An 18,991-nucleotide genomic window follows, 5' to 3' on the forward strand; every position below is an offset into this window, starting at 1 on the left:
CGAATTCTCCTTATTCAGTGCAGCCTGGGTAAATGGTGCATTGCTTTCCATCGGGCATTTGAAAACCGCTGAAGTCCTTGTAGTTGCCAAAGCAAAACGCGTATTGGTCTTCAAAGTTATCGCCCATGCATCGCTTCCAGCCGTTTGGCACTTTTATCCATGTATTCCCAATGGCAGGCCGTTCCTCATCCGCCAACTTGATGCGCATCCTCACGGTTTTCCCCGGCAACTGATCGAGGGTGTACGCCGAAAACGGACGACCCCGCCCCGGTTTGCCCTGTGCATCGGTTTTTTTGCAATCTAGAATTTTTACGATGCGTCGGTTTGTTCCCGCGGTGCGAAATAGCCATTGGCATTCACTGAAGAAGGTACTTACACCCGCCTCGTTGAAGGTACGTTTGTACTGCGGACCCAAATCATCGCGAATGACGACCCCTGCGGAATCCCCGCCAAAATCACCTCGGGTTTTTCCATAGGTCGCATTGATATCCAGCTTGATGCGGCTGATGACCAGCGGACACCCACTGACCGTTCGACGCAGGGCAATTTCAGCAGTCGGCTGGTAGTTTTCACGCCATTTCATGTTGTACCCGACTTCCGTATTTCTCCCGTCCGGCACTGTGCAGGTTTCGCCTTTTGCGGGCACATACACGGCAATCGCCTGGTAGGCGAAGTCGGCTGGCAAATCGGCGGTGAAGGTGAATGTGTTCGGCTGGCTGGTGGCGCAGCCTGCGCTTAATGCAAGACAACAGCCCAAAACAGGGCTTTTAAACAGCAACTTCACCAGCGGACACGACGTTGTCATGGGGGGATGTCCTTATTCCGTACAGCCTGGGTAAATGGTGCATTGCCGGCCGTCAGGCATTTGAAAACCACTGAAGTCCTTGTAGTTGCCAAAGCAAAACGCGTATTGGTCTTGAAAGTTATCGCCCATGCATCGCTTCCAACCGTTCGGCACTTTTACCCATGTATTCCCAATGGCAGGCCGTTCCTCATCCGCCAACTTGATGCGCATCCTCACGGTTTTCCCCGGCAACTGATCGAGGGTGTACGCCGAAAACGGACGACCGCGCCCCGGTTCGCCCTGTGCATCGGTTTTTTTGCAATCAAGGATTTTTCTGAGGATGCGTGGCTTGCCCGAAGTGCGGAACAGCCATTGGCATTCACCGAAGAAGGTACTTTCACCAGCCTCGTTGAAGGCACGTTTGTACTGCGGGGCCAATTCATCGCGAATGACGACCCCAGCGGAATCCCCTCCAAAATCACCCCGGGTTTTTCCATAGGTCGCATTGATATCCAGCTTGATGCGGCTGATGACCAGCGGACACCCACTGACCGTTCGACGCAGGGCAATTTCAGCATTCGGCTGGTAGTTTTCACGCCATTTCATGTTGTACCCGACTTCCGTATTTCTCCCGCCCGGCACTGTGCAGGTTTCGCCTTTTGCGGGCACATACACGGCAATCGCCTGGTAAGCGAAGTCGGCTGGTAAATCGGCGGTGAAGGTGAACGTGTTTGGCTGGCTGGTGGCGCAGCCTGCGGTTAATGCGAGACAACAACCCAAAACAGGGCTTTTACACAGCAACTTCACCAGCGGATACGACGTTGTCATGGGGATGTCCTTATTCAGTGCAGCCTGGATAAATGGTGCATTGCCGGCCGTCAGGCATTTGAAAACCGCTGAAGTCGGTGTAATTGCCGTTGCAGTAAGCACGCTGATCCTCAAAGCCTTTGCCCATGCAACGCTTCCAGCCATTTGGCACTTTGACCCACGTGTCTCCCCAACCAGGCTTTTCCTCATCCGCCAACTTAATGCGCATCCTCACGGTTTTCCCCGGCAATTGATCGAGGGTGTACGCCGAAAACGGACGACCCCGCCCCGGTTCGCCCTGCGCATCGGTTTTTTTGCAATCGAGGATTTTTCTGAGGATGCGCGGCTTGCCCGAAGTGCGGAACAGCCACTGGCATTCACCGGAAAAGGTACTTTCCCCCGCTTCGTTGAAAGCACGTTTGTACTGCGGGTCCAATTCATCGCGAATGACGACCCCTGCGGAATCCCCGCCAAAATCTCTCCGGGTTTTGCCATAGGTCGCATTGATATCCAGCTTGATGCGGCTAATGACCAGCGGGCACCCACTGACCGTTCTGCGCAGGGCGATTTCTGCATTCGGCTGGTAGTTTTCACGCCATTGCATGTTGACCCCGACTTCTGTATCTCTCCCACCCGGCACGGTGCAGGTTTCGCCTTTGGCGGGCACATACACGGCAATGGCCCGGTATGCGAAGTCGGGCGGTAAATCGGCGGTGAAGGTGAATGTGTTCGGCTGGCTGGTGGCACAGCCTGCGGTTAAGGCGAGACAACAGCCCAAAACAGGGCTTTTAAACAGCAACTTCACCAGCGGATACGACGTTGTCATGGGGATGTCCTTATTCCGTGCAGCCTGGGTAAATGGTGCATTGCCGGCCGTCAGGCATTTGAAAACCGCTGAAGTCCTTGTAGTTGCCAAAGCAAAACGCGTATTGGTCGTCAAAGTTATCACCCATGCATCGCTTCCAACCGTTCGGCACTTTGACCCACGTATCTCCAATGGCTGGCCTTTCCTCATCTGCCGACTTGATGCGCATCCTCACGGTTTTCCCCGACAGCTGATCGAGGGTGTACGCCGAAAACGGTCGACCCCGCCCCGGTTCCCCCTGCGCATTGGTTTTTTTGCAATCAAGAATTTTTACGATGCGTCGGTTTGTCCCTGCAGTGCGAAAAAGCCATTGGCATTCACCGAAGAAGGTACTTACACCCGCCTCGTTGAATGCACGTTTGTACTGCGGGTCCAATTCATCGCGAATGACGACCCCTGCGGAATCCCCGCCAAAATCACCCCGGGTTTTTCCATAGGTCGCATTGATATCCAGTTCGATGCGACTTACCACCAATGGGCAGCCGTTTCGGGTTCTGCGAATAGTGATTTCAGAGTCGGGTTTGTATTCCGTTCGCCACGCGTTGTTGAACACAGGCGCCAAATTGTCCTTTGTTTCAACGGTGCAGGTTTCACCCTTGGCTGGCACGTAATACACCACTGCAACATAAGAAAAATTGGGCGGTAAATCGGCGGTGAAGGTGAATGTGTTTGGCTGGCTGGTGGCACAGCCTGCAGTTAAAGCGAGGCAACCGCCCAGGCCTGCGTTTCGTAATGCACGCTTCATAACGAGGTTTCACCTTGCCAAAATGCCGCTGCCTGACGCACACGTTCAAAGTGTTCCGTCGCGCTCTCATCAGGACGCACCTGCCAGTGCGGCGCCAGTGTGAAGGCGGGCGCCTGCAGGCTCTGGGTCAGCAGAAATTCCAATTGCTCTGGCTCCAGCCAGCCCCATGCATCCGCCAAGGCCAAGCGGTCGCGTAACCAGGTGTCAGGGTCATGCAGCTCGGCGAGTCTGACGTAGGCTTTCAGATGCTCTGCCAAAAAGTAACGATGGGCATTGAGCCGGCGAATTTCCTTGGCCTGCGGAGGTGGGATCGGTGTGTGTAACCAAAGAGGTTCATCGGGCACTGGATAGGTGCCGGGGGCAGGGTTGAAGACGGTTTTCCAGGCTGTACCGTTCCAGTAGCACACACTGATCGCCGGCCCGAGATAGGCCGGGTAGGCCTCGACGGGCAAATGTTCAAGCGCGCGAGCCAATACTCGATTGTCGTGAAAGCGATACAGCGCCTGATGGGGACGCGTGCCGATGATCAGCCGCTCGTGCCAGTGACTCACCAGTTTGCGCAGGTCACTTTTTGGCAGGCTGGCCAGCCAGCCCCAGTTTCGCTGCGGGTGCTCGAGCAGTTCGTCAATACGGCGGTCGCCGGGCTGGTCCAGGGTGAAAATGAACGGGCCGGCGTCAGCCAGGGCAGTGATGTGGGTGCCGCTGTAGACGCCCAAATACTGTTCAAACTGGCTGGAGTTCAGCAATAACCGGCGCGTTTCGCGCTCATTCGCTGAGTCCAGCACCAGACATATTTCATGGCCAAAGCGCCGCTGTTCGGTCATCCACTGGTGGGGGAGTGCATCCATCATGCGGCTGCTCCTTGCGTCAGGCAGAGGCCATCCCGGCAGGCTTCGCAGATGGGACAAAAATCTGCCCCCAGCGCGTTGCTGACCACCATTAGCTCCCTCTGGGACGGCGCGATTATTGGGGGCAGTTCGGGTGGCGCGGACAAGGCATCAATTGATCCCGGCATCGGTAACGATGCGTCAGAGCCCGGCACGGGAGTACCGCCAATCTGGATTTCGCTGCTGCTGAAAATTCCTCCGGGGCCCATCACAAAGTGTTCGCTGCCGGTGCTGATACTGATACCCGCGCCCGCTTTAATAACCAGAAAATCACCCGCCTCGATAACAAATTTACGGCCCGCTCTGGTCACCAGCGTTTCATCGACTCGGGTGTGGCTGTTACCGGTGACCTGCAGGTAGTCGCTGGCCATGAGCTGTGTTTGCCGGTCCCCGGTAATGGTTCGATGTTCTTCGGCTTTGAGTACGGTGAAGCTGTTGCCGTTGACGGTTTCCCGACGTTCGTTGCCCACTTCCAGACGGCTGTCGTTTTCAATCTTCTGCTCCATATCCCGCTGGGCGCGCAGGTAAATCAACTCCTGGCCGGTACGGTCTTCCAGGTGCAGTTCGTTGAACCCGGTGCTGTCGGGCGAACTGCGAGAGCGAAACACGCTGCGGGTTTTGTGCTTGGGTAACTCGTAGGGCGCCGGGTTCGCGCTGTTGACAAAACATCCGCTGATCACCGGTTGATCCGGGTCGCCTTCGAGAAAACTGATCAGCACCTCCATGCCCACTCGCGGGACAGTGCCACTGCCATACGCGTTGCCGGCCCAACCGGTGGCCACCCGCACCCAGAAACTGCTTTTGTCGTCGTTACGGCCTTCGCGATCCCAGAAAAACTGCACCTTCACCCGACCATATTTATCGCAGTGGATCTCCTCACCTTCGGGGCCGGTAACCAAGGCAGTTTGACTGCCGAACATTCTTGGTTTGTCGTGGGTCCGGGGTGGGCGGTAGAACACTTCCCAGGGGGGGGCGACGAATTGGTTGCGATAGCCTTGAAAGCCTTCTTCGCCTTCGACGATGGTGCTTGCCGCGCTCTCTTCGAGGACCTGGGGCATTCGGCCTTCGTGTTGAACCTCGGTCAGCAACCACAGCTGGTTCCATTCTTCGAAGGGGTGTTCGGACAGTTGCAAAAAATGCCCGGAGACCAGCGACGCCTGATCGCTTTTTCCCTGCGCTACGTTGCAATCGGCACGATGGCCTTCCAGCGCACGACGAGTCAGGCGTTTGCCCTGTTCACCTTGGGTAAAGCCGCCAGGGTAATCGTAAATTTCCAGATCCGGTTGGGCATTATCGAGGGGCGGCCGATGGCTGGACTCGAGCTGAATACGGGCTTTCTCGAAGTCGTAGGCGCGGCGAGCGCTTTTATTGGGGCGGGTCTGCTCCCATACGTCAAAGTGATTGATCACCGGTTCTTGCGCGACCAGGCCGCTGTCCTGCCTGTAAGACGTTGCACCGTCGAGCCGGGGAAACACGGTCTGGTCGTCACCAAACACCAGCACATGCTGATCGCGGCGATGCCGGAAGTGGTAATGCAGCCCTTCTTCCTCGCACAGGCGCTGTATGAAGTGCAGATCCGATTCACCGTACTGCACGCAGAAGTCACGTGGCGCATAGGTCGTGCCAAACTGGAACAGGCAGGCATCTTCGAGGATCCCGTGTTCCGCGAGTAGCCGCTTGATGATCTGCGGGACTGACAGTTGTTGGAAAATCCGCTGGTTGGTGCGCTGCGACAGATAGGCCAATTGTGGCACCAAGGTCATGCGATAACGGGTCAGGCGTTTACCCGGGCTGACTCGGGCAAAACCGTACACCTGCCCATGAATGCCGGCGCCGCTGTTGTTGAATGCCAGAAAGGCGCGTTTGTGTTGCAGGATTTTCGCGGTGAAATCCCGTCTTTCACTGACCAGTTCGATATCAAAGGCGTAAGGCTGGCTGATGAATTCCTTGCCGGTGAACGAGAGCACCTGCAGGTCGTGCTCGAAATCGCTGATCGAAAGGCTGAAACGAGCGTGGGGGTTAGCGTCGAACATCCATGACTCCTTGTCCTGTGCGTGGTACAGGCTTGGGGACGTTGATGCTCAGTGTGTAAAAGACCTTCCATGGCCAGTCACAACTAAACGTCCTGAAGCCGGGTTTAATGCCACGCTATCAAGGGAGCAAACGGAATGATGTCAGACGCTTCCCAAAATGCAGTTACACACCTTGGATGTGGCAGCGGCGCAGAACAGTTGGATCACGGTACTGAGCCGGTGGCAGATCCCTTGTGGGTAGTCAGGCCTGGAGTCGAACCCAAACGCTGACGAGGATGGTCGCTGCGATCAACCACCCCACCGCCGCCACGGCGAGCGACGCCTCCAGTCGCATGCGGTCGACCATCACATACAAGGTCGCCAGGTAAACGAAGTAAGGAATGATCGACCACATGCCAAACACGATGGTGGTCTTCAAGTCCTCCACTGAACGCCCTTTGCCGACGATGAAATGCGCAATCAGCGCGAATGTCGGAAATAACGGCACCAGCCCGGCGATGTAGTAATTTCTGGTCTTGGCCAGTGCCGCCAGAATCAGCACCACCGCCGCGCCCAACGCCGCTTTCAGAATCAAATCCATCAGTGGCTCAGCCCGTACTTTTTAACTTTGTCGAACAGCGTGGTCTTGGCCATGCTCAGTTCCAGGCTGGCCTGGGTCAGGTTGCCGCCGCTGCGCTGCAAGGCGTCGCTGAGCAAATTGCGTTCGAAGGCTTCCACCGCTTCGGCGAACGCCAGCCCCTGATTGCTGCCACTGGTACCGGACTTCTTGAAGGCCGGCAGGCCGAGGGCGAAGCGTTCGGCGACGTTGCGCAATTCGCGCACATTGCCCGGCCAGTCGTGGCTCATCAGGTTCGACAAAGTCTGGTTATCCAGCTCCGGCACGGTGCGATCAAAGCGCAGGGACGACTGCTGCAAGAAGTGCTCGAACAGTTGCAGGATGTCTTCGCGACGTTCGCGCAGCGGCGGCAGTTCCAGGGTCACCACGTTCAAGCGGTAATACAGGTCGCTGCGGAATTCGCCGGCCTTGCTGGTTTCGGCCAGGTCGGACTTGGTGGCCGCGATCACCCGGCAATCCACCGCCACGCTCTGATTCGAGCCGAGGCGTTCGAGGGTGCGCTCCTGCAACACTCGCAGCAGTTTGATCTGCAACGGCAGCGGCATGCTTTCCACTTCATCCAGGAACAGCGTGCCGCCGTCGGCGTGTTCGATCTTGCCGATCCGACGTTTGCCGGCGCCGGTGAAAGCGTTGGCTTCGTGGCCGAAAATTTCGCTTTCGAACAGGTTTTCCGGCAGACCGCCGCAGTTCAGCGCGACAAATTGTTTGGTGTGGCGCCGACTGAAATCATGCAGGCAACGCGCGACCAGTTCTTTACCGGTGCCGGTCTCGCCTTCGATCAACACGTTGGCCGAGGTGTCGGCGACGTTGGCGATCAGTTCCCGCAGGTTTTGCATGGCCGGCGAGCGGCCGATGATGCGGCCTTCGAGGGAGTCACGCTCGGCCAGTTGCCGGCGCAATGACGAGACTTCGCGGGCGAGGCTGCGTTGTTCCAGCGCTCGGCGTGCCACGTCCACCAAGCGTTCGGGGGAGAAGGGTTTCTCCATGAAGTCATAGGCGCCTTTTTGCATCGCGCCGACCGCCATGGAGATGTCGCCGTGACCGGTAATCAGCACCACCGGCAGGCTGCGATCGCGGGCCTTGAGCCGGGTCAGCAGTTCCAGGCCATCGATGCCCGGCAGGCGAATGTCGCTGATGACGATGCCGGCGAAATTGTCGCCGACCCGCTCCAGGGCTTCTTCGGCGCTGCCCACGCCGACGCAGGGAATGTCTTCCAGGGTCAGCGCCTGTTGGCAGCCGAGCAGCACATGAGGATCGTCTTCGACGATCAGCACACTAAGGTCGTTGTTCATATTGGCTCGGCGGGAGTGGGGCTTACCAACGGTAAACTGAGGACGAAGGTGGTACCACCGCTGGCCGGGTGTTCGACACCCAGGTGCCCGCCGGTGGCGGCGGCCAGACTGGCGGACAGGGTCAGGCCGAGGCCCAGGCCTTGTGCGCCGGGTTTGGTGGTGAAGAACGGTTCGAACAGATGCTTGCGCGCTTCGGCGTCGATACCATGGCCGTTGTCGCGCACGCACAGGCGGTATTTGCCGTCGAACACGTCACCTTCCAGCCACAGCTCCGGCAGCGGTTGGGCCTGCATGGCGTCAAGGGCGTTGCCAATCAGGTTGACCAGAATCTGTTCAAGGCGGGTCTGGTCGATCTGTACTTGCACATCTGTGAAATCGCGATGCAATTGCAGGTGCGCGCTTTCCACCCGACTGCCGAGCAATTGCAAGGCGGCGTCTACGGCTTTGCCGAGGCTGGCCTGGCCTTTGTCATCACCGCGACGCGCGAAGGAGCGCAGGCTGGCGGTGATCCGGCCCATTCGGTCGATCAGTTCGTTGATGGTATTGAGGTTGGTGCTGGCCACGTCCAGCTGGCCACGTTCAAGGAAGCGCACGGTGTTACCGGACAAGGTGCGCAGCGCGGCCAGCGGTTGGTTCAATTCGTGGGCGATGCTGGTGGACATCTGGCCGATGGCGGCCAGTTTTCCGGCCTGTACCAGCTCATCCTGAGCGCGGCGCAGCGTCTCTTCCGCGTGCCGGCGCTCGCGGATCTGGCCTTTGAGCCGTTCGTTGCTGGCGCGCAGGTCGGTGGTGCGTTCGGTTATCCGACGTTCCAATTGATTGTTGGCTTCCTGCAAGGCTTCCCGGGCAGCGAGGCGGGTAGCGACGACCTTGCGCCGCTCGTTCCAGGCGATCAGCAGGAACGCCACGAGCGCGAACGCCACCGCCACCAGAATCCCTTGGTTGATCGCTTCGCGGCGCAAATCCTGAAGCGGCGTGAGCAGGGTGAAATTCCACGGGGTATCGCTCAAGGGCCGGGTCTGGGCCAGGTAGCTGATGTCCTCATCGTCTGCCTCCACTTCGCTGTTGGCGGGGAAGGTCAGCTTCTCCACGCCCTCGGCCAGGGTTTCACGGGCCAGCGGTTGCAGTTCATTCAGCGGAAACCAGTAGTACTGGAGGCTACGGGCGAGTTTTTCTTTGGTTTCGTCGCTCAACGGCACGACCGACTTGAGGCGCAGCGCCGGATCACTGGACAGAATGATGATGCCGTTTTCGTCGCTGACGAAGGCTTCGAGACGCGCCCGCTGCCAACGTTCTTCCAGGGCTTCGAGGCGGATTTTGACCACTGCGACGCCGATGATTTTGCCGTGTTCTTCCAGGCCGTGGGCCAGGTAGTAACCGGGTTCGCCGTTGGTGCTGCCGATGCCGTAGAAACGTCCGGGCTGGCCGCGAATGGCGTTCTGGAAATAGGCGCGGAAGGACAGGTCTTCACCGAGGTAGCTGTCGACATCGCGCCAGTTACTGGTGGCCAGGACACGACCGGTGGTGTCCATCACGTAGATAGCCCGACTGCGGCTGCGCCGGTTCAGGCCTTCAAGGTAATCATTGACCGTTTGCCGGTGTTCCGGCGACGGGTCGGCCAGCAGTGCCGAAACGCTGGATTCGAGTTCCAGCAGGCTGGGCAGGTAGGTGTATTTGCTGATCTCGCTCTCGACAGCGCGGGCGTGGAGTTCCAGCTGACGCTGGCCGTTCTCGCTGAGGCTGCGGATGCCGTAGTGTTCACTGACGCAGAAGCCGACGTAACCCAGTCCGATCATCAGGGCGATGATCAGCGGCGGCAGGAACAACTGGCGAATCAGACGGGGTTTCACGGCTAGTGATGGCGTTGCTGCGCGATAGAGAGTGGGGTCGCATTTCATCACAGATGCCTTGGGTCAACCACAACACTTGCTAGACATTTACCACTGTCCCTTGTGGGAGCGAGCCTGCTCGCGATAGCGGTGTGTCAGTGACAGCAGATTTGACTGACAGACCGCTATCGCGAGCAGGCTCGCTCCCACAGGGGGAGCGGTGGCAGGGCTTAGTGCTGCAGAATCTTGTTGAGGAAGTGCTGTGTGCGCTCGGCACGGGCGCTGATGTCGCCGAAGAACTCCTCCTTCGGGCAGTCCTCGATGATTTTCCCCGCGTCCATGAAGATCACCCGGTCCGCCACTTTACGGGCGAAGCCCATTTCGTGGGTCACGCACATCATGGTCATGCCTTCGTGGGCCAGTTGAACCATCACGTCGAGCACTTCGTTGACCATTTCCGGGTCCAGCGCCGAGGTCGGTTCGTCGAACAGCATGACGATCGGGTCCATCGCCAGCGCGCGGGCAATCGCCACACGCTGTTGCTGGCCACCCGAAAGCTGGCCCGGATGCTTGTGAGCGTGGGCAGACAGCCCGACGCGCTCAAGCAGTTGCAGGCCTTTCTTGGTGGCTTCTTCCTTGCTGCGGCCCAATACCTTGATCTGTGCGATCGTCAGGTTTTCGGTGATGGTCAGGTGCGGGAACAGTTCGAAATGCTGGAACACCATGCCCACGCGCGAACGCAATTTCGGCAGGTTGGTCTTCGGGTCGGCAATCGAGGTGCCATCGACCACGATGTCGCCTTTCTGGAACGGTTCCAGGGCGTTGACGCACTTGATCAGGGTGGATTTACCGGAACCGGATGGCCCGCACACCACGATCACTTCGCCTTTTTTGACATCGGTACTGCAATCAGTCAGTACCTGGAAGTCGCCATACCACTTGTTGATGTTCTTGATAGAGATCATACGGCAAACCTTTTTTGCAGACGCTTGACCAGCAGCGAGGCGGCAAAGCTGATTGTGAAGTACACGAGACCTGCGAAGATCAGGAACTCATTGGAGCGGCCAATGATGTCGCCGCTGGCACGCGAAGCGTTGAGGAAGTCCACCAGGCCGACCGCGTAAACCAGCGAGGTATCCTGGAACAGGATAATGCTCTGTTGCAGCAACAGCGGGGTCATCTTGCGGAACGCCTGCGGCAGGATGATCAGACGCATCATCTGGCCATAGGTCATGCCCAAGGCCTGGGCTGCGCCCATCTGACCCTTGGGAATCGACTGCACACCGGCGCGGACGATTTCGCAGAAGTACGCCGCTTCAAACATCATGAAGGCCACGATGCACGAAGCGAAGGCGCCAATCGGGGTGTCTTCGCCGGTGATCCAGCGCAGCACGAACGGCACCGCCAGATAGAACCAGGTGATCACCAGCAGCAGCGGGATCGAACGGAAGTAGTTGACGTAGGCGCCGGCAAGGTTCGACAGCAGTTTGCTGTGGGACAGGCGGCACAGGGCCAGGATCGTGCCGAGGATAATACCGCCGACCACGCCCATGACCATCAGCTTGAGGGTCATGACCATGCCGTTCCACAAGCCCGGCAGGGAAGGGATGATTCCCGAGAAGTCGAATTCCATCATTTACCCCCTACGGAGATCAGGCCCGGTACGGCCACTTTCTTCTCGACCAGGCGCATCAGCAGCATCAGGCTCATGTTCAGGGTGAAGTAGATCAGGGTTGCCAGGGTGAACGCTTCGAACAGGTTGGCGGAGAACTCGGCCGTCTGCTTGGTTTGCGCGAGCAATTCCATCAGGCCGATCAGCGAGGCCACGGACGTGTTCTTGAACACGTTGAGAAATTCCGAGGTAAGCGGCGGAATGATGATCCGGTAGGCTTGGGGCAGCAGCACGTTCCAATAGATCTGTGGCAGCTTGAAGCCCATGGCGCGAGCGGCGGATTCCTGGCCTTTTGGCAAGGCCTGGATGCCGGTGCGCACTTGTTCGCAAACGCGAGCGGTGGTGAACAGACCCAGGCAGACGACGACACTCAGGAAGGCCGAGGTGACCGGGCTCAGGTCCTGTTTGTACCAGTCCTGCAGGTTTTGAGGCAGCAGGTCGGGCACCAGGAAGTACCAGATGAACAGCTGAACCAGCAGCGGTACGTTACGGAAAAGTTCGACGTAGCAGGTCGCGATGCCCGATACGATGCGATTCGGTACAGTGCGCATGACGCCCAGGATCGAGCCCAGAGTCAGGGCAATGATCCAAGCCACGATGGCGATGGCAATGGTCCAGCCCAAACCGGAGATGTACCAGTCGAGATAGGTCTCGCTGCCAACGCCGGTGGACTTGAAGAACACGCCCCAGTCCCAGTTGTAATTCATTAGGGTCTCCCCTCAGATCGATCAAAGTACAAGTGCCCGCTTGGGGGAAGCTCCGTTCCCGACCCGACCATAATAGTCAGGCACACACGTCCGGCTCGCCAACCACCGGTTCGAGTGTTTCCAAAAATGCCAGCAGGGAGTGACAAACCCCTGAAAGGGCAGCGGCCCTCTCAGGAGACAAGGTTAGTCAGAAATCAGGATTTCTTGTCGTCAGCCGCTTTATCGGTCGGATTGGCGATCAGGGCCTTGAGTTCGTCGCTCATCGGGAAGTTCAGGTTCAGGCCTTTAGGCGGGATTGGCGCCATGAACCATTTTTCGTAGATCTTGTTGATCTCGCCCGACTTGTAAGTGGCGATGATGGCGTCATCCACCGCTTTCTTGAACGGCTCGTCGCCCTTGCGAACCATGCAGCCGTAGATTTCGTAGGATTGCGGCGTGCCGGTCACGGCCCAGTCATCGGCTTTCTTGGCCTTGGCTGCTTCGCCCGCCAGCAAGGCGTCGTCCATCATGAAAGCGACAGCGCGGCCCGATTCCAGCATCTGGAAGGACTCGCCGTGGTCTTTGGCGGAGATGACGTTCATACCCATTTGCTTGTCGGCGTTCATCGACTTGAGCAGACGCTCGGACGTGGTGCCGGCGGTGGTCACGACGTTCTTGCCCTTGAGGTCGGTGAAGTCTTTGTAAGGCGAATCTTTCTTGGACAGCAGACGGGTGCCGATTTCGAAGATGCCAACGGAGAAGTCAACTTGCTGCTGACGCTCTACGTTGTTGGTGGTGGAGCCGCACTCGACGTCCACGGTGCCGTTCTGCACCAGCGGGATACGGGTTTGCGAGGTCACCAGGTTGTATTTGACCTGGAGGTTCGGCATGTCGAGGTCTTTCTTGATGGCTTCGACGATTTTCAGTTGCAGATCGTGGGAGTAGCCAACCGGCTTGCCGGAAGCGTCCGCGATGTACGAAAACGGAATGGAAGCGTCACGATGCCCGAGGGTGATGACACCGGACTCTTTGATCTTTTTCAGGGTGCCGGTGAGTTCGGCAGCGAAAACCGGAGTGCTGATCAGAGCGGCAGCAATGGCTGCGCCCAGGATATGGGGAACGATGCGCATCAAATTGTCCTCGACATTGTTTTTTTTATGGAGCCAGTTTATCGGCCCTTTTGTGCTTCGAAAGCCCGGCGGTCCCTGGAGGGATGGCGCGAAGGCTGTTCGTCAAAGAGTGTAGAGCATGACTCGTGCCAGGCCAGGCTGACTATCTCAACTTGTTGTTTTATAAAGGTATTTAATATTTATGACGGTGTTTTTCGCGAGGAATAATCCGGTTAACCGAATCGACTGGCGGGTCGCGTTCGGAAAACCGAATGTAGATGCCGTACACATAACCCTGTGGGAGCCGGGCTTGCGCGCGATGGCGGTATTACAGCCAGCATCAATGGTGAATGTGACTGCCCCATCGCGGGCAAGCCCGGCTCCCAAAGGGATCTGTGGTGTATTCAGAATGCAAAAGCCCCTGAATCTCTCGATTCAGGGGCTTTTGCTTTAACAGTATTCCCGATCAGGCCGCTTCGATCTTGCTGCGGTTCTGTTCAACCCTGCTCAGGTAATCCGCCAGATTCTGCTGTTCGGCCGCGGTGGTGAACAACCCCAGCTTGCTGCGACGCCACAATACGTCGTGCGCGGTGGTTGCCCATTCATTGCTGCACAGGTAATCGACTTCACGGGTGTAGAGCCCACCACCGATGTGTTCACCCATATCGCTGAGGTTCTGCACGCCTTCGAGCATGCGCCAGGTGCGATTGCCGTAGGTAGTGGCCCAGCGGCGGGCGATTTCGGTTGGCACCCAGTCGAACTGGTCGCGGATCAAGGCACACAAGGCTTGCGGGGTGGTCATGTCTTCGCCGCCCGGCAGCGTGGCGCTCGCAGTCCAGCTTGGCTTGATGTGGGTGAAGTACGGTGCCAGTTGCGCCAGCGCCGACTCGGCCAGTTTTCGGTAAGTGGTCAGCTTGCCGCCAAACACCGAGAGCAATGGCGCTTCTTCACCGGTGCCCGATAGCGCCAGGGTGTAGTCGCGGGTGACGGCCGACGGGTTGTCGGACTCGTCGTTGCACAGCGGGCGAACGCCGGAATAACTGTGCAGGATGTCGTCGCGGTTGACCTGCTTTTTGAAGTGGGCGTTGACTACGTTCAGCAGGTAATCGGTTTCGCCATCGGTGATTGCCACTTTAGCCGGATCGCCGGTGTACTCGCGGTCCGTGGTGCCGATCAAGGTGAAGTGGTTCAGGTACGGAATGGTGAAGACAATACGCTGATCTTCGTTTTGCAGAATGTGCGCGTGTTCACCTTCGTACAGCTTCGGCACGATCAGGTGGCTGCCCTGGATCAGGCGAATGCCGTACGGCGATTCCATCCTCAGGTCGTCACGAATGAACTTGGCGACCCATGGGCCGGCCGCGTTGACCAGTGCCTTGGCGCGGATCGAAAACAGGCTGCCATCGGCGCGTTCCAGGTGCAGGTGCCACAAACCCTTGGTGCGACGAGCGCAGACGCAGTGGGTCTGGGTGTGAACATGGGCGCCTTTTTCGCGGGCGGCCATGGCATTCAAGACTACAAGGCGCGCGTCATCGACCCAGCAATCGGAGTATTCGAAGCCTTTGGTGATTTCGCTTTTCAGCGCACTGTCCGGGCCGAACTTCAGGCTTTTTGAGCCTGCCAGTTTTTCCCGTTTGCCGAGGTTGTCATACAGAAACAGGCCGGCGCGGATCATCCACGCCGGACGCAGGTGCGGGCGGTGCGGCAGGACGAAGCGCATTTGCTTGACGATGTGCGGCGCCTTGGCCAACAGCACTTCGCGCTCGGCCAAGGCTTCGCGCACCAAGCGGAATTCGTAATGTTCGAGGTAGCGCAGGCCACCGTGGATCAGCTTGCTGCTGGCCGAAGACGTGTGGCTGGCCAGGTCATCCTTTTCACAAAGGAACACCGAAAGACCGCGGCCGGCGGCATCTGCTGCGATCCCCACGCCATTGATCCCGCCACCGATGACGGCGATATCGTAAACCTCAGCGAGAGGGGGCGTACGCAAGGTGGAAGTGGGCATCGGCTAGCCTCGGTGCTTATTTTATGTATTTGAATTCGAACATTAATGTTCATTTTCGAAAATGGTAGCCCATAAATACGCCCGCAGCCAGTTAACTTCGATTAAAAAAACTCATCGAAGGGTGGTTAAAGGAAAATTTACGAACATTCGCGCACAGATCGTTCCCACGCTCCGCGTGGGAATGCATCAATAGACGCTCTGCGTAGGCTTTGAGACGGGACGCGGAGCGTCCCTGGCGGCATTCCCACGCAGAGCGTGGGAACGATCTGTGCGGAGGGGGCTTAAACGACTTCGAGTCTGATCTTGTGCTGACTCAACAACTGCGCCAACGCTGGCACAGGTGGCTGATCGGTGACCAAACAGTCGATCAGGCTGATCGGCCCCAGGCGAATCATGGCGTTGCGCCCGAATTTGCTGGAGTCCGCCGCCAGAATCACTTGCCGTGCGTTGGCAATGATTGCCTGCGATACGCGTACTTCCTGATAATCGAAGTCCAGCAGGCTGCCGTCTTCATCGATGCCACTGATGCCCACCAGTGCGAAGTCGACTTTGAACTGGTTGATAAAATCGACGCTAGCCTGACCGACCACACCACCATCACGTCGCACGTTGCCGCCAGTCAGCAGCACGTCGAAGTCGTCCTTGGCGCTGAGCATCGAAGCTACGTGCAGGTTGTTGGTGATGATTTTCAGGTGATTGTGATTGAGCAGCGCCCGGGCAATCGATTCGGTGGTGGTGCCGATATTGATGAACAGCGAGGCGTGATCGGGGATCTGTGCGGCAATGGCTTCACCGATACGCTGTTTCTCATCGCGCATCTGGTCGGCACGCATGGCGTAGGCGGTGTTTTCGACACTGGAGTCGTAAGCCGCGCCGCCGTGGTAACGACGCAATAGATTGGCTTCCGCGAGCTGATTGATATCGCGGCGGATGGTCTGCGGGGTAACGACGAACAGCGTGGCCATTTCTTCGATACTGACGTAGCCGCGTTCGCGAACCAGTTCGAGGATTTGCTGCTGACGGGGAGGCAGATTCATGGGGCTTCCTTTGGGCTGCCGTGCAAAATTTGCCCATGATGCCGCAGGAATCTGCTCCCGACCAGTTACAACCCTATTCGCAACCTGTTGTCGGCTTATTCAGCGCCTTCATGGGGTTCCCAGTCGCGGGTGCGGCTGACCGCTTTTTTCCAGCCTGCGTAGAGTTTTTCCTTGGCGGTTTCGTCCAGAGTCGGTTCGAATTCGCGCTCGATCACCGCTTTGCCACGCAGTTCTTCCAGGCTGCCCCAGAAGCCGCACGCCAGGCCCGCCAGGTACGCGGCGCCGAGTGCGGTGGTTTCACGCATTTGCGGGCGCTCGACCCGAGTGCCGAGGATGTCGGCCTGGAACTGCATCAGGAAGTTGTTCGCCACCGCGCCGCCATCCACGCGCAGGGATTTCAGGCGTTCGCCGGAATCCTGTTGCATGGCGTCGAGCACATCGCGAGTCTGGTAGGCAATCGATTCCAGCGCGGCACGAATGATGTGATCCACGCGTACGCCGCGAGTCAGGCCGAACAGCGCGCCACGTGCATACGGGTCCCAGTACGGAGCCCCCAGGCCAGTGAAGGCCGGCACCAGGTACACGCCGTTGCTGTCCTTCACTTTGTTGGCGAAATATTCGGTGTCATGGGCGTCGTTGATGATCTTCAGTTCGTCACGCAGCCATTGAACCGTGGAGCCGCCGTTGAACACCGCGCCTTCCAGGGCGTAGGCCACTTCGCCGCGCGGGCCGCACGCGATGGTGGTCAGCATGCCGTGCCTGGACTTCACCGCTTTGTTGCCGGTGTTCATCAGCAGGAAGCAGCCGGTGCCGTAGGTGTTTTTCGCCTGGCCGGGCTCGACGCACATCTGGCCGAACAGGGCAGCCTGCTGGTCACCGGCGATACCGCCGATGGCGATGCCGCTTTTGGTGTGGCCGTAGATTTCCGACGACGACTTCACTTGCGGCAGCATCTCGCGTGGAATATCCAGGATCTCCAGCATCTTCGCGTCCCACTCCAGGGTGTGGATGTTGAAGAGCATGGTGCGCGAGGCGTTGGTGTAATCGGTGATGTGGACTTTGCCGCCGGTATATTTCCAGATCAGCCAGCTGTCGACGGTGCCGAACAGGATTTCGCCGTTGCGCGCACGCTCGCGACTGCCTTCGACGTTGTCGAGGATCCACTTGAGCTTGGTGCCGGAGAAATACGGGTCGGTGACCAGCCCCGTGGTGTCGCTGATGTATTGCTCGTGACCGTCGCGCTTGAGCTGCTCACAGATCTCGGTGCTGCGGCGGCACTGCCAGACGATCGCGTTGTAGATCGGGCGGCCGGTAGTCTTGTCCCAGACGACGGTGGTTTCGCGCTGGTTGGTGATGCCGATGGCCGCGACCTGGTCGTGATGCAGGCCGGCTTGCGCCAGGGCCTCGACCATCACGGCGCTTTGGGTAGCGAAGATTTCCATCGGGTCATGTTCAACCCAGCCGGCTTGCGGGTAATGCTGGGCGAATTCGCGCTGGGCGGTGCTGACCACATTCGCGTCGCGATCGAAAACGATTGCGCGGGAGCTGGTCGTACCCTGATCGAGGGCAACGATGTAGTTCTTCTTCTGAGTATCGGTCATGTCGATTGCCTTGGACGAAATAAGGAAGTGAAGTCAGGCGCGCACCACAGGATCACGCGCCTACGGTATCAAGAAGTTCTTGGTTTGCCGACAATGGCCGGTGTTACGTCCTTTGTAGCAGGTGTGGCGCTGGGCAGATGACGGGCAATCAACCCCGCCAGAGAACGAAGTTTCATTTCAGCCGGCGAAGAAAGTCATCAGCTTCGGCCCGAAATCTCGTGCCGGGTTCCTCGCTAAACCGGTCAGCGGCCCCATAGAGCTGCCAATCACCGCAATCAACATATGATGAGTTTGTTCGAAGTCGAAGAATAGATTGCTGTACTGCGTGTAAACCAAAAACGCGTCACAGAACGCGCCCGCCACTTGGGCGAGGAATGGCCTAGAATCGAGCGCAAGATTTTTCTACCGCCGCCCAGTCTGGAGCTGTCATGACCCCCGCATTGGATTTGTTGAAAAAAGTTCGAGCCGAACATCGCGTGCACAGTTACGAACATGATCCCAAGGCCGCGTCCTATGGATTGGAGGCTGCCGAGAAACTGGGGCTCGACCCGGCTCAAGTGTTCAAGACGTTGTTGGCGGCCAGCGAAAAAGGCGAATTACTGGTGGCGGTGGTACCGGTTGGCGGAACTCTGGACTTGAAGCACCTGGCTCATGCGGCGGGTGTGAAAAAAGTCGAAATGGCCGATCCGGCCGCCGCGCAACGATCCACCGGCTATTTGTTGGGCGGCATTAGCCCGCTGGGGCAGAAAAAGCGTTTGCGCACTTTTATCGACCATTCGGCTCAGCCTTTTGCCAGCATTTTTGTCAGTGCCGGTCGGCGTGGTCTGGAAGTGGAATTGGCGCCGGCGGTTTTGGCTGAACACACGCAGGCCAAGTTCGCCGACATTGGCCGCGCTTGAATTAGAGGCGGGGAAAGATTGACGGGAGTGCGCCGCTCGTTGCAAGCGGAACGCTGATGTTCGGCTGGCGCAAAACCACTGTAGGAGTGAGACCGGCAAGCCGGTCTCACTCCCACATTTGGTC

Annotated in this window: 17 protein-coding genes and 1 pseudogene; 1 reads left to right on the plus strand and 17 read right to left on the minus strand. The window is 58.2% G+C overall.

Annotation, left to right across the window (positions count from 1 at the left end; translation table 11 throughout):
* Nucleotides 1-10: 10 nt before the first annotated feature.
* The 17 genes and pseudogenes from J2Y56_RS05655 to J2Y56_RS28430 form a co-directional block, all read right to left on the minus strand.
* The gene (locus J2Y56_RS05655) at nucleotides 11-805 is read right to left on the minus strand and encodes a hypothetical protein (protein ID WP_405046843.1); all 795 of its coding nucleotides are present in this window, start codon (nucleotides 803-805) and stop codon (nucleotides 11-13) included.
* Between the two features lie 12 nt (nucleotides 806-817).
* Complete coding sequence (locus tag J2Y56_RS05660; RefSeq protein WP_310349197.1) at nucleotides 818-1,612, minus strand: hypothetical protein; 795 nt, start codon at nucleotides 1,610-1,612, stop codon at nucleotides 818-820.
* 10 nt (nucleotides 1,613-1,622) lie between these two features.
* On the minus strand, nucleotides 1,623-2,417 hold the full coding sequence (locus tag J2Y56_RS05665) for a hypothetical protein (protein ID WP_310349147.1): 795 nt from the start codon (nucleotides 2,415-2,417) through the stop codon (nucleotides 1,623-1,625).
* Nucleotides 2,418-2,427: 10 nt separating this feature from the next.
* The gene (locus J2Y56_RS05670; RefSeq protein WP_310349149.1) at nucleotides 2,428-3,201 is read right to left on the minus strand and encodes a hypothetical protein; all 774 of its coding nucleotides are present in this window, start codon (nucleotides 3,199-3,201) and stop codon (nucleotides 2,428-2,430) included.
* Nucleotides 3,198-4,052 (minus strand): DUF4123 domain-containing protein, encoded by an 855-nt coding sequence (locus J2Y56_RS05675; RefSeq protein ID WP_310349151.1) that lies wholly within the window; start codon nucleotides 4,050-4,052, stop codon nucleotides 3,198-3,200. Before J2Y56_RS05675 ends, J2Y56_RS05670 begins: the two co-directional genes overlap by 4 nt.
* On the minus strand, nucleotides 4,049-6,121 hold the full coding sequence (locus J2Y56_RS05680) for a type VI secretion system tip protein VgrG (protein ID WP_310349154.1): 2,073 nt from the start codon (nucleotides 6,119-6,121) through the stop codon (nucleotides 4,049-4,051). Before J2Y56_RS05680 ends, J2Y56_RS05675 begins: the two co-directional genes overlap by 4 nt.
* 241 nt (nucleotides 6,122-6,362) lie before the next feature.
* Entirely contained in the window at nucleotides 6,363-6,692 is a 330-nt protein-coding gene (locus J2Y56_RS05685) for a GlpM family protein (RefSeq protein ID WP_177323446.1), read from the minus strand.
* A gap of 8 nt (nucleotides 6,693-6,700) precedes the next feature.
* Nucleotides 6,701-8,029: a sigma-54 dependent transcriptional regulator gene (locus J2Y56_RS05690; RefSeq protein ID WP_310337272.1), complete on the minus strand. Its 1,329-nt coding sequence runs from the start codon at nucleotides 8,027-8,029 to the stop codon at nucleotides 6,701-6,703.
* Nucleotides 8,026-9,927, minus strand: coding sequence for a sensor histidine kinase (locus J2Y56_RS05695; protein ID WP_310349157.1), 1,902 nt, complete (start codon nucleotides 9,925-9,927; stop codon nucleotides 8,026-8,028). Before J2Y56_RS05695 ends, J2Y56_RS05690 begins: the two co-directional genes overlap by 4 nt.
* A 161-nt stretch (nucleotides 9,928-10,088) precedes the next feature.
* The gene (locus tag J2Y56_RS05700; RefSeq protein ID WP_007943546.1) at nucleotides 10,089-10,823 is read right to left on the minus strand and encodes an amino acid ABC transporter ATP-binding protein; all 735 of its coding nucleotides are present in this window, start codon (nucleotides 10,821-10,823) and stop codon (nucleotides 10,089-10,091) included.
* Complete coding sequence (locus tag J2Y56_RS05705; protein WP_033048849.1) at nucleotides 10,820-11,491, minus strand: amino acid ABC transporter permease; 672 nt, start codon at nucleotides 11,489-11,491, stop codon at nucleotides 10,820-10,822. Before J2Y56_RS05705 ends, J2Y56_RS05700 begins: the two co-directional genes overlap by 4 nt.
* Nucleotides 11,491-12,237 carry an amino acid ABC transporter permease gene (locus J2Y56_RS05710; protein ID WP_007943550.1) on the minus strand — a complete coding sequence of 249 codons (747 nt, stop codon included), beginning with the start codon at nucleotides 12,235-12,237 and terminating at the stop codon, nucleotides 11,491-11,493. Before J2Y56_RS05710 ends, J2Y56_RS05705 begins: the two co-directional genes overlap by 1 nt.
* Nucleotides 12,238-12,431: 194 nt before the next feature.
* Nucleotides 12,432-13,346, minus strand: a complete 915-nt coding sequence (locus tag J2Y56_RS05715; protein WP_007943551.1) for a glutamate/aspartate ABC transporter substrate-binding protein — start codon at nucleotides 13,344-13,346, stop codon at nucleotides 12,432-12,434.
* A 445-nt stretch (nucleotides 13,347-13,791) separates the two neighbouring features.
* Entirely contained in the window at nucleotides 13,792-15,330 is a 1,539-nt protein-coding gene (gene glpD / locus J2Y56_RS05720; RefSeq protein ID WP_310349161.1) for a glycerol-3-phosphate dehydrogenase, read from the minus strand.
* Nucleotides 15,331-15,611: 281 nt separating this feature from the next.
* Nucleotides 15,612-16,367 carry a DeoR family transcriptional regulator gene (locus J2Y56_RS05725; RefSeq protein ID WP_007943555.1) on the minus strand — a complete coding sequence of 252 codons (756 nt, stop codon included), beginning with the start codon at nucleotides 16,365-16,367 and terminating at the stop codon, nucleotides 15,612-15,614.
* A 95-nt stretch (nucleotides 16,368-16,462) separates the two neighbouring features.
* On the minus strand, nucleotides 16,463-17,968 hold the full coding sequence (gene glpK / locus J2Y56_RS05730) for a glycerol kinase GlpK (RefSeq protein ID WP_310349163.1): 1,506 nt from the start codon (nucleotides 17,966-17,968) through the stop codon (nucleotides 16,463-16,465).
* Between the two features lie 68 nt (nucleotides 17,969-18,036).
* Nucleotides 18,037-18,337 (minus strand): annotated as a pseudogene (locus J2Y56_RS28430) (hypothetical protein); the annotation flags it as partial.
* A gap of 59 nt (nucleotides 18,338-18,396) precedes the next feature.
* Between J2Y56_RS28430 and ybaK the strand changes: the two are divergent.
* On the plus strand, nucleotides 18,397-18,867 hold the full coding sequence (ybaK, locus tag J2Y56_RS05740; RefSeq protein WP_007943558.1) for a Cys-tRNA(Pro) deacylase: 471 nt from the start codon (nucleotides 18,397-18,399) through the stop codon (nucleotides 18,865-18,867).
* Nucleotides 18,868-18,991: the final 124 nt, after the last annotated feature.

Source organism: Pseudomonas sp. BE134 (assembly GCF_031456105.1).
GTDB lineage: Bacteria > Pseudomonadota > Gammaproteobacteria > Pseudomonadales > Pseudomonadaceae > Aquipseudomonas.

Excerpts from the sequence above, each read along its gene's own strand:
- J2Y56_RS05705 (WP_033048849.1), bottom strand. The coding sequence starts at position 11,491 with ATGGAATTCGACTTCTCGGGAATCATCCCTTCCCTGCCGGGCTTGTGG.
- J2Y56_RS05675 (WP_310349151.1), bottom strand. The coding sequence starts at position 4,052 with ATGATGGATGCACTCCCCCACCAGTGGATGACCGAACAGCGGCGCTTT.
- J2Y56_RS05670 (WP_310349149.1), bottom strand. The coding sequence starts at position 3,201 with ATGAAGCGTGCATTACGAAACGCAGGCCTGGGCGGTTGCCTCGCTTTA.
- J2Y56_RS05655 (WP_405046843.1), bottom strand. The coding sequence starts at position 805 with ATGACAACGTCGTGTCCGCTGGTGAAGTTGCTGTTTAAAAGCCCTGTT.
- J2Y56_RS05680 (WP_310349154.1), bottom strand. The coding sequence starts at position 6,121 with ATGTTCGACGCTAACCCCCACGCTCGTTTCAGCCTTTCGATCAGCGAT.
- J2Y56_RS05725 (WP_007943555.1), bottom strand. The coding sequence starts at position 16,367 with ATGAATCTGCCTCCCCGTCAGCAGCAAATCCTCGAACTGGTTCGCGAA.
- J2Y56_RS05660 (WP_310349197.1), bottom strand. The coding sequence starts at position 1,612 with ATGACAACGTCGTATCCGCTGGTGAAGTTGCTGTGTAAAAGCCCTGTT.
- J2Y56_RS05700 (WP_007943546.1), bottom strand. The coding sequence starts at position 10,823 with ATGATCTCTATCAAGAACATCAACAAGTGGTATGGCGACTTCCAGGTA.
- J2Y56_RS05665 (WP_310349147.1), bottom strand. The coding sequence starts at position 2,417 with ATGACAACGTCGTATCCGCTGGTGAAGTTGCTGTTTAAAAGCCCTGTT.
- ybaK (WP_007943558.1), top strand. The coding sequence starts at position 18,397 with ATGACCCCCGCATTGGATTTGTTGAAAAAAGTTCGAGCCGAACATCGC.
- J2Y56_RS05690 (WP_310337272.1), bottom strand. The coding sequence starts at position 8,029 with ATGAACAACGACCTTAGTGTGCTGATCGTCGAAGACGATCCTCATGTG.
- glpD (WP_310349161.1), bottom strand. The coding sequence starts at position 15,330 with ATGCCCACTTCCACCTTGCGTACGCCCCCTCTCGCTGAGGTTTACGAT.
- J2Y56_RS05695 (WP_310349157.1), bottom strand. The coding sequence starts at position 9,927 with ATGAAATGCGACCCCACTCTCTATCGCGCAGCAACGCCATCACTAGCC.
- J2Y56_RS05715 (WP_007943551.1), bottom strand. The coding sequence starts at position 13,346 with ATGCGCATCGTTCCCCATATCCTGGGCGCAGCCATTGCTGCCGCTCTG.
- glpK (WP_310349163.1), bottom strand. The coding sequence starts at position 17,968 with ATGACCGATACTCAGAAGAAGAACTACATCGTTGCCCTCGATCAGGGT.
- J2Y56_RS05710 (WP_007943550.1), bottom strand. The coding sequence starts at position 12,237 with ATGAATTACAACTGGGACTGGGGCGTGTTCTTCAAGTCCACCGGCGTT.